Origin of the sequence: Variovorax sp. KK3 (assembly GCF_001984055.1) — a bacterium.
Lineage (GTDB): Bacteria > Pseudomonadota > Gammaproteobacteria > Burkholderiales > Burkholderiaceae_C > Variovorax.
Genome location: NZ_LYVO01000031.1, coordinates 37461 through 51336 on the forward strand (window position 1 = coordinate 37461; position 13876 = coordinate 51336).

Here is a 13876-nt window from a genome sequence, read left to right on the forward strand (position 1 = left end):
GAACGGCGTTGCGCTCAGCGCAGGCCGTCCCACTTGGCGATGTTTTCGGCGCGCAGGCCACCGACGCGGTCATGGACGCGGTAGCCCGTGCTCATCGCGAGGATGAAGACGATCTCGTCGGCGGCAGGAGAGCCCGGCACGCGCACCTCGATGGCATCGAACTGGCCGCGCACGTAGCTGGCGTTGATGTTGGTCAGCGGTACGTCGAGCGTCGCACCGGGTGGGCCGACCTTCTTGGTCGATGGCACGATCGACAAGGCGTTGCCCGGCTGGCCGGTCTTCTTCTCGTCCACCGTGCCGGCGACGTAAGCGGCGCGATCGCCCTTCCAGCCCAGCAGTTCGCGCATGGCATAGCCGCCAGGCACGTGCCACAGCGCACCATGCTCCAGCTCACCGGCGGCGCCGACGATGGCGCCCTTGCCATAGGTGGAGATGCGGTCGAGCGGGATGTCCATCGCGGCATGCAGGCGGTGCGCCATGTCGACGCCGACGGGGTCGAGCAGGCTCATCATCGGAAGGATGTCGGGCTCGTAGCGGCCCGCGAAGGGATTGGTCAGCACCGCGGCGATGGCACCACGCACCAGCGGCGTCGCGGCGCGCGGCCCGAACTCGTGGTGGATGGTCTCGACCTGGGTGAAAACACGGCGAATATCGATCATTGAAAGGTCCTGCTTTTCGTTAAGCAAATACTGAACCAACTGCAGCGGCCTGCGGCTGCACGGCGATGGCGGAAATGCCGGACGAGAGCGAGCTTAAGGGCTCCACAAGCCGCCATTGCCCCTGGCAAACCAGCATGGCGGAATCGATGAGGCCGGCATGCTGCAGCGCTCGTGCGCGGGCCGCGCCCGCGTCCAGTGCGCGATCCACCTGCGCAGGCGCGAGCGGATCGACGCCGACAGTGACCGGGATGCTGCCGAGGTCACTGTCGTCCTTGCATTCGCTGGCCGGGCGGCGGTGGATACCGGGGTCCTGCACGTCGACGGCATTGGCGATCACGGTGGCAGCGGCGTCGGCCTGCGACGCGGTAGCTGAGAGCACGGTGACGCTGTCGGCGATGCCCAGCGAGAAGCTGCGTCCGCGCCAACCGCTGGTCGCGACGCCGCGCACCGGCATGTCGGCACGCAGCTCGAACTGGCCGTCGGTGCTGAGCGGTCCGCTGTCGCGCAGGTCGAAGCGAGCGAGGTCGGCGAACAAACCCGCGCGTGCCGTTTGGCCGGGTGCAAGGTGCAGCGCGATGTCGCCACCGTTGTTGATCCAGGCACGCTCGATGCCGGCGCGCTGGTAGCAGGCGATGAGCTCCTGCGCGACCGCGCCGGCCACCGCGGCCATCGGCGTGATGAAGCCCGCCCGGAATGGCGCGCAGGCCTGCCACATGCGGCGCGCAATGGGGCCTTGCAGCAGGCAGGCATCACCCACGGGTTGGCGCAGCAGGGGAAGTTCGGCGACCAGCTCGTCGAGCACCGTGCCGAACCGGCGCCAGGCGAGTTCATGCGCGACGGCGACTTCGACCTCGTCGCCGTGCGCCTCGGCCACGATGTCGATCGGGCCGTGGTTGAAGTGCCAGCGGCCTCCGTCGAGGGCGCTGCGTTGCGCAGTCACGATTGCAAGCTCCGTCAGTTGAAGGTGCGGCCGCCGCCGGGCCGCCCCAAGGCGAGCCGCGCCTCCCCCTCGGGGGGTGGAGTTACACGAGCAAAGCTCGTGAAAAGCCGGGGGGCCGTCATTTCAGCCGAGCATGGGGGCGTGGCCGAGGGGCCAGGGGTTCGCGGCGTCCATGCGCAGCCATTGGCGCGCGAGCGGCGCACCATCGTTCTGCCAAGCGCCTCGCGCCAGCGCTTGTTCGAGCGAGAACACATGTTCCATGTGCCCGCCGAGCGCCTCGTAGTCGTCACGCCGCATGCTGAACTCGATCGGCGCGACGATCGCAGGCGTGGGCACGGTGCCGAAGCTGTTGTCGGGCATGCGCAGCACGTCGGCCATGACGGTGATGCCGCCGCCGGGCCACACGTAAGCCGGCGCACCACCGCAGGTCACGTTGACCAATGCACGCTTGATGGCACGGGTGAGGCGCACCGGGTTCTCAGTGACGCCGGCACGCAGGCTGCCGCCGGCACCGCCGAGAAAGAGCACGCTGCACAGCGAAGGCTCGCAGTTCTCGCCGATGCGTTCGACGACACTGCGCACCTGCGCAGGCATGTCCTGCTCCACCGGGCGCAGCTGCTCGTCGAGCACGTACCACTGCGCATGCTCGCCGGTGGTGGATGTCATCAGCAAGCGCAAGCCGGGGCGAGCCACGCCCTCTTCCCAACCTTCGATGATGGACAGCGGATCGTCGATGTCGGTGCCGCCCCAGCCGTTGCCCGGGTTGGCCACCTGGAAGTAGCGCCCCGGGGTGGACTTGCGCCCGCGCATCTGAATGCCCGAGGCCGGCATGTCGAGGCAGCGGCCGGCCTGGTGCTCGGTGAGCACGCCGGTGATGTGGTCGTCGACCACGACCACTTCGTCGGCCTGTCCGAAGAGCTGGCGCGCGAAGATGCCGATGGCGGCCGAGCCGCAGCCCACGCGCATGCGCTGCTCTTCCACGCCGTTGACGATGGGTGCGCGGCCCGCCTGGATGACCATGCCGGCGCCACCGTCGATCACGCATTCGACGGCCTTCTTGTTGCCGAGCAGCTGCATCAGCTCGGCGGTGAGCCGGCCTTCCTTCTTGCTGCCGCCCGTGAGGTGATGCACGCCACCGAGCGACAGCATCTGCGAGCCGTATTCGGCGGTGGTGACGTGGCCCACCACCTCGCCCTTGTAGCGTACGTTGGCCTGCTCGGCGCCGAGGAAGCGGTCGGTGTCGATCTTCACCTTGAAGCTGCAGTAGCTGAAGATGCCCTCGGTGACCACGGTGACCATGTCGACGCCGCGGGCCTGCGACGACACGATGAAGGGCGCGGGCTTGTAGTCGGGGTAGGTGGTGGAAGAGCCCACGCCGGTGACGAAGACCTCGTCGGCATGGAGCAGATCGCCGCTCCAGTCGGGCTCGGCGCCTTCTGCAGCAGGCTCGGCCGCGGGGCGAGCGAAGGGCACCAGTGCGGGCGATTCGCTGTTCAGCTCTCGGCGCAGCAGCAGCACCGGATCGACCCGCACCAGCACGCCCTCGCGGTTGGCATAGCGGTCGCAGGCGCCGGTGCGGCCATCGGAAATCTGGCACAGCACGGGGCACGCATTGCATTCGACCTTGCTGGTGCTCATGCGATCGTTGCGCAAGGGCGCACGGCCCGACACCTCGGGCGCAAGCGGCACGTCCATGCCTGGCAATCCGTCGGTCTTGGTGTGTTCGGTCATCGCGGGGCTTCTCTTGAATGTCGTGGGGGCGGGTCCGGGGCCTGTGCAACAAATGTGCCGGGAACCCGCTTGTGCCGGGGCCGGCGTTTGTGTAGCATTCCCTACAATTTCATGTGGCAATCACTACATGAAATGGCAATGTAGCAAACAGGTCCGGTGCTTGCAATGGTGTTTTCACAGCTTTCCAGCGGTCGCCGACAATCGCGGGGTTGCGGCAGACTGATGAACGTTCGGCTCCGCGCACCGGCGCAGCCCGTGCGCCCTTTCGTCACTAACCATCCCTGATTCCTATGAGTGCATTCAGCGAAGAACGTGTATTGACCGTCCATCACTGGACCGATCGCCTGTTCACCTTCACCACCACGCGCGACCCGGCGTTGCGCTTCTCGAACGGTCACTTCACCATGATCGGGCTGAAGGTCAACAACAAGCCGCTGCTGCGGGCCTACAGCATCGTGAGCCCCAATTACGAAGAGCACCTGGAGTTCCTCAGCATCAAGGTGGAGGAAGGCCCCCTCACCTCGCGGCTGCAGCACATCCAGGTGGGCGACACCATCATCGTGGGCCGCAAGCCCACCGGCACGCTGCTGATCGACTACACGCTGCCCGGCAAGCGCCTGTACCTGTTCGGCACCGGCACCGGGCTCGCACCGTTCATGAGCGTGATCCGCGACCCGGAGACCTACGAGAAGTACGAGAAGGTCATCCTGGTGCACGGCGTGCGCCAGGTCGACGAGCTGGCATACCACGACCTCGTGAGCGACCACCTGCCCAAGCATGAAATCCTGGGCGAGATGATCGAGAAGCAGTTGCTCTACTACCCCACCGTGACGCGCGAAGAATTCCGCAACATGGGCCGCATCACCGACCTGATCGACAGCAACAAGCTCACCGACGACCTGGGCCTGCCGCCGATCAACGCCGCGGAAGACCGCGTGATGCTGTGCGGCAGCCCCGGGCTCCTGGTGGACCTGAAGCACATCCTCGAAGGCCGAGGCTTCAAAGAGGGCAACACGACAACGCCCGGCGACTACGTCGTCGAACGCGCCTTCGCAGAGAAATGACTGCCCCCCGGCTTCTCACGAGCTGCGCTCGTGTAACTCCACCCCCCGGGGGGGCGGCGCCGCTCGCCTTGGGGCGGCCCGGCGGCGGCCGCAACTGAACATGACGGGCCGAAAGGCGATACCCAAGCCGGCCACGCGCCGCACCGGCGTGCGCGAGGCGGCCGCGCAGGCCACGCGCGACAGCATCCTGCGCGCGGCGACCAAGGTGTTCGCCAAGTACGGCTACGACGGCGGCAGCGTCGAGAAGATCTCGAAGGCCGCGAAGTCGTACGACCGGATGATCTACTACTACTTCGGCAGCAAGGAAGGCCTCTTCATCGCGGTGCTCGAAGGCATCTACCGCCGCATGGACGATGCCGAGGCCGCGCTGCATCTCGATGCGAGCCGGCCGGTCGAGTCGCTGGCCGCGGTCATCCGCTTCGTGCTGGGCTACTACCGCAAGAACCCCGACTTCGTCACGCTGCTCAACACCGAGAACCTGCACAAGGGCCGGCACATCGCGAAGTCGCTGCGGGCGCGCGAGTATTCGTCGAAGGCGATCGCGATCATTCGAGAGCTGCTGGAAAACGGCGTGCAGCAGGGGCTCTTTCGCGCGGACGTGGCGGCGCGCGATCTCTATCTGTTGATCGCCTCCACGGGCTATTTCTATACTTCCAACCGCCACACGCTGACCGCATTTCTCGGCGAGCCGCTGGAGACGCCCGAGGCCGTCACGCACTGGGAAGATTTCGTGATCGAGACGGTGCTGCGCACGGTCGATGCACGCGCCTCCGAAGAAGACACAAGCACAGCAACCACCCACGAGGAACAGTCATGGCAGAAGCCGCCACCACCGCAAAGTCGGGCAAGGTCGTCATCCGGAACATAGGTCTCCTGCTCTCGGGCGACATCGACAAGCCCATCCTGGACGCCGACACCATCGTCGTGAACGACGGGCTGATCGTCGCGGTCGGCAAGGAGAAGGACTGCGACACCGAAGGCGCGCAGACCGTCATCGACGCCAGGAAGACCTGCGTCGCACCCGGCCTGATCGACAGCCACGTGCACCCCGTGGCCGGCGACTGGACGCCGCGCCAGAGCCAGCTCAACTGGATCGAGTCGAGCCTCAACGGCGGCGTGACCACGATGATTTCCGCAGGCGAGGTGCACTACCCCGGCCGGCCGAAAGACATCGTGGGCTTGAAGGCACTGGCGATCACCGCCCAGCGCGCCTTCGACAACTTCCGCCCCGCGGGCGTGAAGGTGCTGGCCGGCGCCCCGGTCATCGAGAAGGGCATGGTCGAGAGCGACTTCAAGGAACTGGCAGAAGCCGGCGTGGGCCTGCTCGGCGAAGTGGGCCTGGGCACGGTGAAGGCCGGCTACGAAGCCAAGGAGATGGTGGCGTGGGCCCGCAAGTACGGCATCCAGAGCACCATCCACACCGGCGGGCCATCGGTGCCGGGCTCGGGCTACATCGACAAGGACACGGTGCTCGAGGCCGATGCCGACGTCATCGGGCACATCAACGGCGGCCACACCTCGTTGTCCGAAGCGCACGTGTGCGAGCTTTGCGAGAAGTCATCACGCGCCATCGAGATCGTGCACAACGGCAACGAGCGCACCGCGATCGCCGCGGCCAAGGCGGCGATGGACCTCAAGTGCCCGCACCGCGTGATCCTGGGCACCGACGGGCCCGCGGGCTCGGGCGTGCAGCCGCTGGGCATCCTGCGCATGATCTCGCTGCTCTCCGGGCTGGCCAACATTCCGGCCGAGTTGGTGTTCTGCTTCGCGACCGGCAACACGGCGCGCATCCGCAAGCTGAACTGCGGGCTGATCGAGCCGGGCCGCGCGGCCGACTTCGTGTTCATGGACCGGGCACAGCACACGTCCGGCAAGACGCTGCTCGAAAGCGTCCAGATGGGCGACGTGCCCGGTGTCGGCATGGTGATGATCGACGGCATCGTGCGCTGCGGCCGCAGCCGCAACACACCGCCGGCGACCGAGATCGCCGTGGTGGTGTCGGGCGCCCACTGAGGCGCCCAGGGCGGGTGACGACGGCGGGCCGTCGAGGCTAGAAGTTGCGCGCGCGCAGGACCACCGGTTCCTGCGCCTGCTGCTGGTACTTGCAGGTGGCCGCGACGTGGATGGCCAGCGTGTTGGCCTCGTAGACGTCGACGGCACGGTCGTAGCCGCCGTCCCCGATGGCATAGACGCCGAAGTGCAGCGCCAAGGCGTCGTAGGTGATCAGCGCGGAGATCTCGCGGCCGCGCATCGGCAGCGTGAAGGCGATGCCTTCGGCCACCGGCTGACCCCTGCTGCGGGGCCGCGCGGGCGCCGCGCGGCGGGCGGGCTCCTCCTTCGGTGCGAGCGAGATCAGGTCGGTGGCCATCGCGTCGTCGAGCGCCGACGCCATCCGCGTGGGCGCGATTTCCGCTTCGGGGTCGTCCTGGCGGCAATACATCAGCTCCATGTCGGCCAGCCGAAGACGGTCGCCGTCGAGCAGGGGCGAGGTGTCGATGCGCTGGCCGTTGACGAAGCAGCCGTTGGTGCTGCGCATGTCGTGCACGGTCACGAAGTCGCCGTGGCACTTCAGCACCGCATGCACCTTGCTGACCAATTGACTGGGGAGCACGATCTCGTTGCCGGACCAGCGGCCGAGCCGGACCTCGCCGTCGCTGAGGCGAATCCTTCGGGCGTAGCGGGCCCCGCGCATCAAGAGCAAAGTCGGCATGGTTCCTCCGTGGATGGACCTCCGCCATCCCTTCAAACCATAGTACTTTCAACTACATATCGAAACAATGGCTTCGCCCCTGGCCATTTGGCGTATTGGCATGCGGCATTCGGTCAGTGTCCGCGCCGCGCGCGAAACACGAGGTAGCGCGCCGACAGGAAGTTGATGACCAGGCCCGCGATGCTCCCCAGCGCAACGCCGAGGGCCGGCACCCAAGGGCCGCGCCACGTGTGAAGCGTGAGTACGTACACACCGTAGTTGACGACGGCCCCGCCCAGCATGGTCAACAGGTAGCCGAGGTATTCGCGAGCGAGCGAACCGCCCGAGTGGCGCGCGGCGAAGGCATAGCGCCGGTTCAGCGCCCAGGTGGCACTGGCCGCCGCCACGAAGGACAGCACGCGCGCCGCATACCAGCCCAGCCAGGGCGCCGCGAGGTAGAGCACCGTCACGTCGACGCCGAAGCCGACCACGCCGGCCAGCGCGAACAGCAGGAACTCGCGGCCGATCCGCATCAGCGCTGCGGCGTGGGGGGCCGCAAGTGACGCACGCCCGGTATCGCCAGGTAGCGCAACCGCTTCGCCTCCTGGCGGCCGATGGTCACCGTGTGCAGCACGATGCCGCAGACGAAGGCGAGCATCGCACTGAGCATGGTGCCGGTCAGCAGCACGGCGGTGGGCAGGCGCGGAACCAGGCCGGTCTCGAGGTAGGTCACGCCCAGCGGCACGGCACCGACGATCGAGCCCAGCGTGAGCACGGCCGCGATGGCCGAGAAGAACAGCAAGGGCCGTTCGCTCACGAAGAGCTTGCAGATCGTCTTGAGGATGCGCCAGCCGTCACGGTAGGTCGACAGCTTGCTGTGCGAGCCCTCGGGTCGCGCGCGGTAGCGCACCGGCAACTCGGCGAAGGGCATGCGCAGCTCCAGCGCGTGGACGGTGAGTTCGGTCTCGATCTCGAAACCCTTGGACACGGCCGGAAAGGACTTGGCATAGCGCCGCGAGAACACCCGCAGGCCCGACAGCATGTCGGTGAGCCGGCCGCCGAACAGCGCCGCCACCGCGCCGGTCAGGAGCCGGTTGCCGAAGCGATGGCCTGCGCGGTAGGTCTGCGTGTCGTGCCCGTCGTCCTGCCGCGAGCCGACCACCATGTCGAGGTTGCCGTCGATCAGCGTGTCGACCAGCCGCCGCAGGTCGCCGAGGTCGTAGGTGGCGTCGCCGTCGACCATGACGTAGATGTCGGCCTCCACGTCCGCGAACATGCGGCGCGCGACGTTGCCCTTGCCAGCGAGCGCCACGTAGGTGACCTGCGCGCCACACGCGCGGGCAATGGCCGCGGTGTCGTCGGTGGAGGCGTTGTCGAAGACGTGGATCTCGGCCTCGGGCAGTGCCGCGCGGAATTCCGCCACCACCTGCGCGATCGCGAGCGCCTCGTTGTAGCAGGGGATCACCGCGGCGATGCGTAATGCGGGCGGGGCCGGCCGTGCGGGCGATGCCGGCATTGCCTGCGGCGCTGTGCGCGGGGCGTTGTAAGAAGCGTCGTTCATGGTGCGTCGGGCAGGATACGGTAAGCCCGGGCGCCGTCCTGTTCGATCATGGGCACGAAATGCCGGCGGAAGCCCGCGTCGGCCGACAGCGCCTTGGCCACCGCGTCGGGCATGACCACTGCCTCGAAGCCCAGCCCCGCGAAGCGGCGCGCCGCCTCGGCCGCTGGCAACAGTGGGAAGTCGGGGTAGCGCCAGGGACCCAGGGTGTCGCCGTAGATCGGGTTGGGGCCGTAGTAGATCGCCTCGCTCAGCGCGATCTGGTAGACGCGGCCCGTCGCATGCTCGCGCAGGTGGTTCATCACCGCATAGCCGGGTACATTGGCCCGCAGAAAGGTCTCCCGCTCCGACGGCGTGGTCGCGATGTTCGCGATCTCGCGCGTGGTGTGCCGCCACGACACGACCACCAGGACGGCGAGCAGCAGCCCGGCTGCCACCGCCCCCGCGCGCGCCGGCCAGTGCGCCCGCCTCAACGCGGGCAGCACCTTGCGCAGGCCCGCGGCGATCCACCCCAGCAGCACCTGCCAGCCCAGCACCGCCACCAACGCCAGCAGCGGGAAGGCGGCCGTCATGTAGCGCGGATAGCGCGAAGTCGCCGCCCACACGATCAGCGAATAGGCGCAGAAGACGATCGCCGCATGCACCGCCGGCACGCGGCGCCAGGCACGGCTGAAGGGTGCCAGCACCACGGGCCAGATCAGGAAGTTGGGCAGCGCGGCATGGGCGCGCACGTCGTCGAGCTGGTTCTTGTAGTCGGCCAGGTTCCAGTTGGTGAAGCCGAAGACCTTGGCGCCGATGGGATTGAAGGGGTCGCCGGTCGTGATCGCATTGCGCGCGAACCAGTAGATGCAGGGCAGCAGGAAGCACAGCATCGCCACGCCCCAGACGGCCGGCCGCCGCTCGCGGCGCACCACGAACCAGGCCACCAGCGGCAGGAAGGTGAGCGCCTGGTATTTCGACCCGGCCGCGAGGCCGAGGAAGAAGGCCGACAGCGCCAGCCAGCGCACGCCGTGTGCGCGATGCTGCTCGTGCGCCTCATTCCACCACCACAGCGCGATCCACGCGGACAGCACGAACAGCGCGACCCCCATGTCGATGAGCGCACTGGCATAGTCGCCGATGCCCAGCCACACGGCCGCGGCCGCGCAAGCCAGCACGCGATTGAGATAGGCGAGGCCCAGGCGATAGACCATCCACATCGCCAGCCAGCCGGCCAGCGCGCTCAGGAAGTGCGGCAGCACGTCGTCGCCCACCAGCAGCGCGGCGGCGTAGAGCAGGTTGTAGTTGTAAGGGAACCAGGGGTAGCGCAGCCACTCGTGGATGCCGAGCGAACCGCTCTGTGCCACCAGCCGTGCGTAGGGCAGGTGGTACATCAGCTCGTCGAAGGCCGCCGGCGGTGCCAGCGGCTCGAACAGCGTGGGCAACGCCACCAAAGCCAGCGCTGCCAGCGCCACCTTCTCGAGCCACGACAGGCGCGGCCCGGGCACCAGCGCTCGGGCCTGCCGCACCCAGCCGGGCAACTGGATGCAGGCCGCCGCGAAGCCCACCGCCACCACCATCAGCACCGCCGGCATGTTGAGCAGCTTCGCGATGCCCAGCACCTGGAACACGCAGATGAAGATGCCGATGCCGAGCGCCGTCGCCATGGCCGTCTCGAGCCAGAAGTCGCCGCGCACCGGCGAGCCCAGGCGCAGGAACAGCGCCCGCCCGAAGCCCCAGCAGGCGGCGGCGAAGATGGCCAACGCCGCGTAGTGCGCGGCTGCGAAGATCGATGTCTGAATATGCGTTCCCCGGTGTACCCGCGCCTTCTGCGGCGGCGGGCCGCGGTGTCAGAGATTGGGTGCCAGCAAACGTTCGAGCTCCGCCTCGTTCGCATGCCGGCGCTCGGCCTGGTCCTGCAACTGGTCGTGCCCGATCTTGCCCACGTTGAAATAGGTCGCCTCGGGATGGCCCAGGTAGAAGCCGCTCACACTGGCCGCCGGCATCATGGCGAGGCTTTCCGTCAGGGTCATGCCGATGTCCGCGCATTGCAGAAGGTCGAACATCGGGCCCTTCACGCTGTGGTCGGGGCAGGCCGGGTAGCCCGGCGCCGGGCGGATGCCGCGGTACTTTTCGCCGATCAGCTCTTCGCTGCTGAGCGCCTCGCCCGCGGCGTAGCCCCACAGGTCGGTGCGCACGCGGTGGTGCAGCGCCTCGGCGAAGGCCTCGGCCAACCGGTCGGCCAGGGCCTTGAGCATGATGGCCGAGTAGTCGTCGAGGTCGTCGAGGAAGAACTTCTCCTTCTTGTCGACGCCGATGCCCGCGGTCACCGCGAACATGCCCACGTAGTCCTTGATGCCGCTCGCGCGCGGCGCCACGAAGTCGGCCAGGCAGCGGCTGGGCCGCATCACGCCCTCGATGGCATGCTTCTCTGTCTGCTGGCGCAGGCCCCACCAGGTGAGCGCGGCTTCGGAGCGCGACTCGTCCGTGTAGAGCACGATGTCGTCGTCGTTCTCGGTGTTGGCCGGCCAGAAGCCCACCACGCCGTTGGCGCTGAGCCAGCGGCCCTCGATCAGCCGCTTGAGCATGCGCTGGCCATCGCCGAAGACGCGCACCGCTTCGCTGCCCACCACCTCGTCCTTGAGGATCGCCGGAAAGGGCCCGGCCAGGTCCCAGGTCTGGAAGAAGGGACCCCAGTCGATGTACTTCGCGAGCTCGGTCAGGTCGAAGTTGCGGAACACACGGCGGCCGGTGAACTTGGGCACCGTGGGCGCGAAGCCCTGCCAGTCGATCGGCGTCTTGTTGGCCCGCGCTTTCGCGAGCGGCCACAGCGGCACCTGCTTTTTGTTGGCGTGCAGCTCGCGCACCTTGACGTAGTCGGCGTTGATCTCGTCGATGTATGCCGACGCCTGCTCCGACAGCAGCGACTGCGCCACGCTCACGCTTCGCGAGGCGTCGGGCACGTACACCACCGGGCCTTCGTAGTGAGGCGCGATCTTCACCGCCGTGTGCACGCGGCTGGTGGTGGCGCCGCCGATCAGGAGCGGGATCTTGCGGATGCGGAAATGCTCGTCCTTCTGCATCTCGCCCGCCACGTACTGCATCTCTTCCAGGCTCGGCGTGATGAGGCCCGAGAGCCCGACGATGTCGGCGCCCTCGACCTTGGCGCGCGCCAGGATCTCGTGGCACGGGACCATCACGCCCATGTTGACCACCTCGAAGTTGTTGCACTGGAGCACGACGGTCACGATGTTCTTGCCGATGTCGTGCACGTCCCCCTTGACGGTGGCGATGATGATCTTGCCCTTGCTGCGCACGTCGCGGCCGGCGGCCTCGTCCTGGCGCTTCTCTTCCTCGATGTAGGGGATCAGGTGGGCCACCGCCTGCTTCATCACGCGCGCGGACTTCACCACCTGCGGCAGGAACATCTTGCCGGCGCCGAACAGGTCGCCGACGACGTTCATGCCGTCCATCAGCGGACCTTCGATCACATGCAGGGGCCGGCCGCCGCCGGCCACGATGGCTTGGTAGGCCTCCTCGGTGTCGTCGACGATGAAGTCCGTGATGCCGTGCACCAACGCATGTGACAGGCGCTGGTTCACCGTCACCGGGTTCTCCGGCGTGCCGCGCCACTCGAGCTTCTTGCTGTCGTCCTTGGCGCCGCTCTTGGCGGTCTCGGCCACTTCGACCAGGCGCTCGCCCGCGTCGGGGCGGCGGTTGAGCACCACGTCTTCCACGCGTTCGCGCAAGGCGGCATCGAGGTCGTCGTACACGCCGACCATGCCGGCGTTGACGATGCCCATGTCCATGCCGGCCTGGATCGCGTGGTACAGGAACACCGTGTGGATGGCCTCGCGCACCGGGTCGTTGCCGCGGAAGCTGAAGCTCACGTTCGACACGCCGCCGCTCACCTTCGCACCCGGCAGGTTCTTCTTGATCCAGCGCACCGACTCGATGAAGTCGACCGCGTAGTTGTTGTGCTCCTCGATGCCGGTGGCGATCGCGAAGATGTTGGGGTCGAAGATGATGTCTTCGGGCGGGAAGCCGACTTCGTCGACCAGGATGCGGTAGGCGCGCTCGCAGATCTCGATCTTGCGTTCGTAGGTGTCGGCCTGGCCCTTCTCGTCGAAGGCCATCACCACGGCGGCTGCGCCGTAGCGACGGACCAGGCGGGCCTCGTGCTTGAACTTGTCGACGCCCTCCTTCATGGAGATCGAGTTGACGATGCCCTTGCCCTGGATGCAGCGCAGTCCGGCTTCGATGACGTCCCACTTGGAGCTGTCGACCATGATCGGCACGCGCGCGATGTCGGGCTCGCTCGCGATCAGGTTCAGGAAGCGCACCATCGCGGCCTGGCTGTCGAGCATGGCCTCGTCCATGTTCACGTCGATCACCTGCGCGCCGTTTTCCACCTGCTGCCGCGCCACGGCCAGCGCTTCCTCGAACTGCCCGTTGAGGATCATGCGAGCGAAGGCTTTGGAGCCGGTGACGTTGGTGCGCTCGCCGATGTTGACGAACAGCGTGCCCTCGCCGATGCGCACCGGCTCCAGGCCGGACAGCTTCATGGGAGGAACGAGAACGGAAGAGGAGTCGGTAGACGAATCGGTAGACATGGGCTCACCTGCTGGCGGGAATCAGGCGAGCGTCGTTGCAATCCAGTGGGTTGGAAGCCCAAGCCTGACGCGGCGCCCTCTGCCTGAGAGGGAAAGCCGCGCTGCAACGCTCCTTGGGAGCCGGCGATTTTACGCCGGCTGCGCCGCGCCGGCCGCGGAGGCCGGCAGCCCGAACACCGTGTCGAAGGCCCAGTTGAAGGCTAAGGTGTAGACCAGGAAGAACACCACCAGGCCCAAGTCCATCACCAGCGCCTGCCAGAGGCTCACGTCGAGCCACCAGGCGAAGACCGGCACCAGGAAGGCGACCAACCCGCCTTCGAAGCCGATCGCGTGGGCGATGCGCCGGCGCAAGCTGCGGCCGCGCACCTTCTGGCGGGACTCCCAGCGCTCGAACATGGCGTTGAAGCTTAGGTTCCACAGCACGGCGATGACCGAAGCCATGACGGCCGCCACACCCGAATGGCCGGCGCTCTGCCCCGTCATCAGCGCCAGCCCGGCGCTGGCCACGACGATGGCGATGCCCTCGTAGAGGCTGATGTAGACGACGCGGCGCTTGAGCCCTTGCATGAATGTTCCCGGTAGCGAATGACGATGGGTGGACTTTATGTGTCGTGCGCTGATATAAAAAGTCATCTTCTTTCAG

12 protein-coding genes and 1 riboswitch are annotated in these 13876 nt (G+C 67.4%); of the genes, 3 read left to right on the forward strand and 9 right to left on the reverse strand.

What is annotated here, in order from left to right:
* Positions 1 to 14 precede the first annotated feature (14 nt).
* The 3 genes from B0W80_RS16590 to B0W80_RS16600 form a co-directional block, all read right to left on the reverse strand.
* The gene (locus tag B0W80_RS16590; RefSeq protein WP_077000263.1) at positions 15 to 659 is read right to left on the reverse strand and encodes an amino acid synthesis family protein; all 645 of its coding nucleotides are present in this window, start codon (positions 657 to 659) and stop codon (positions 15 to 17) included.
* A gap of 19 nt (positions 660 to 678) precedes the next feature.
* Entirely contained in the window at positions 679 to 1599 is a 921-nt protein-coding gene (locus tag B0W80_RS16595) for a UPF0280 family protein (RefSeq protein WP_077000264.1), read from the reverse strand.
* 123 nt (positions 1600 to 1722) lie between these two features.
* Entirely contained in the window at positions 1723 to 3330 is a 1608-nt protein-coding gene (locus B0W80_RS16600; protein WP_077000265.1) for a 6-hydroxynicotinate reductase, read from the reverse strand.
* Positions 3331 to 3620: 290 nt separating this feature from the next.
* Between B0W80_RS16600 and B0W80_RS16605 the strand changes: the two genes are divergently transcribed.
* From B0W80_RS16605 to B0W80_RS16615, 3 genes are all read left to right on the forward strand, one after another.
* Entirely contained in the window at positions 3621 to 4394 is a 774-nt protein-coding gene (locus B0W80_RS16605) for a ferredoxin--NADP reductase (protein ID WP_077000266.1), read from the forward strand.
* A gap of 100 nt (positions 4395 to 4494) precedes the next feature.
* Complete coding sequence (locus B0W80_RS16610) at positions 4495 to 5262, forward strand: TetR/AcrR family transcriptional regulator (RefSeq protein WP_077000267.1); 768 nt, start codon at positions 4495 to 4497, stop codon at positions 5260 to 5262.
* Positions 5208 to 6407, forward strand: a complete 1200-nt coding sequence (locus tag B0W80_RS16615) for an amidohydrolase family protein (protein ID WP_077000268.1) — start codon at positions 5208 to 5210, stop codon at positions 6405 to 6407. The genes B0W80_RS16610 and B0W80_RS16615 overlap by 55 nt, the downstream gene beginning before the upstream one ends.
* A gap of 37 nt (positions 6408 to 6444) precedes the next feature.
* Here the strand turns inward: B0W80_RS16615 and B0W80_RS16620 are convergent, their stop codons facing one another.
* From B0W80_RS16620 to B0W80_RS16645, 6 genes are all read right to left on the reverse strand, one after another.
* Positions 6445 to 7104, reverse strand: a complete 660-nt coding sequence (locus B0W80_RS16620; RefSeq protein ID WP_077000269.1) for an FHA domain-containing protein — start codon at positions 7102 to 7104, stop codon at positions 6445 to 6447.
* A 113-nt stretch (positions 7105 to 7217) separates the two neighbouring features.
* Positions 7218 to 7616: a GtrA family protein gene (locus tag B0W80_RS16625; protein ID WP_077000270.1), complete on the reverse strand. Its 399-nt coding sequence runs from the start codon at positions 7614 to 7616 to the stop codon at positions 7218 to 7220.
* A complete protein-coding gene (locus B0W80_RS16630; RefSeq protein ID WP_077000301.1) occupies positions 7616 to 8599 on the reverse strand; it encodes a glycosyltransferase family 2 protein in 984 nt (327 codons plus the stop codon). Before B0W80_RS16630 ends, B0W80_RS16625 begins: the two co-directional genes overlap by 1 nt.
* Positions 8600 to 8640: 41 nt before the next feature.
* On the reverse strand, positions 8641 to 10383 hold the full coding sequence (locus tag B0W80_RS16635) for a glycosyltransferase family 39 protein (protein WP_256856599.1): 1743 nt from the start codon (positions 10381 to 10383) through the stop codon (positions 8641 to 8643).
* Between the two features lie 87 nt (positions 10384 to 10470).
* Positions 10471 to 13233, reverse strand: a complete 2763-nt coding sequence (gene metH / locus B0W80_RS16640) for a methionine synthase (protein ID WP_077000272.1) — start codon at positions 13231 to 13233, stop codon at positions 10471 to 10473.
* A 20-nt stretch (positions 13234 to 13253) separates the two neighbouring features.
* Positions 13254 to 13354: riboswitch (S-adenosyl-L-homocysteine riboswitch) on the reverse strand.
* Positions 13355 to 13362: 8 nt separating this feature from the next.
* Positions 13363 to 13800, reverse strand: a complete 438-nt coding sequence (locus B0W80_RS16645) for a PACE efflux transporter (RefSeq protein WP_077000273.1) — start codon at positions 13798 to 13800, stop codon at positions 13363 to 13365.
* Between the last annotated feature and the right edge of the window lie 76 nt (positions 13801 to 13876).

Excerpts from the sequence above, each read along its gene's own strand:
- B0W80_RS16590 (WP_077000263.1), bottom strand. The coding sequence starts at position 659 with ATGATCGATATTCGCCGTGTTTTCACCCAGGTCGAGACCATCCACCAC.
- B0W80_RS16600 (WP_077000265.1), bottom strand. The coding sequence starts at position 3,330 with ATGACCGAACACACCAAGACCGACGGATTGCCAGGCATGGACGTGCCG.
- B0W80_RS16605 (WP_077000266.1), top strand. The coding sequence starts at position 3,621 with ATGAGTGCATTCAGCGAAGAACGTGTATTGACCGTCCATCACTGGACC.
- B0W80_RS16610 (WP_077000267.1), top strand. The coding sequence starts at position 4,495 with ATGACGGGCCGAAAGGCGATACCCAAGCCGGCCACGCGCCGCACCGGC.
- B0W80_RS16615 (WP_077000268.1), top strand. The coding sequence starts at position 5,208 with ATGGCAGAAGCCGCCACCACCGCAAAGTCGGGCAAGGTCGTCATCCGG.
- B0W80_RS16620 (WP_077000269.1), bottom strand. The coding sequence starts at position 7,104 with ATGCCGACTTTGCTCTTGATGCGCGGGGCCCGCTACGCCCGAAGGATT.
- B0W80_RS16625 (WP_077000270.1), bottom strand. The coding sequence starts at position 7,616 with ATGCGGATCGGCCGCGAGTTCCTGCTGTTCGCGCTGGCCGGCGTGGTC.
- B0W80_RS16630 (WP_077000301.1), bottom strand. The coding sequence starts at position 8,599 with ATGCCGGCATCGCCCGCACGGCCGGCCCCGCCCGCATTACGCATCGCC.
- metH (WP_077000272.1), bottom strand. The coding sequence starts at position 13,233 with ATGTCTACCGATTCGTCTACCGACTCCTCTTCCGTTCTCGTTCCTCCC.
- B0W80_RS16645 (WP_077000273.1), bottom strand. The coding sequence starts at position 13,800 with ATGCAAGGGCTCAAGCGCCGCGTCGTCTACATCAGCCTCTACGAGGGC.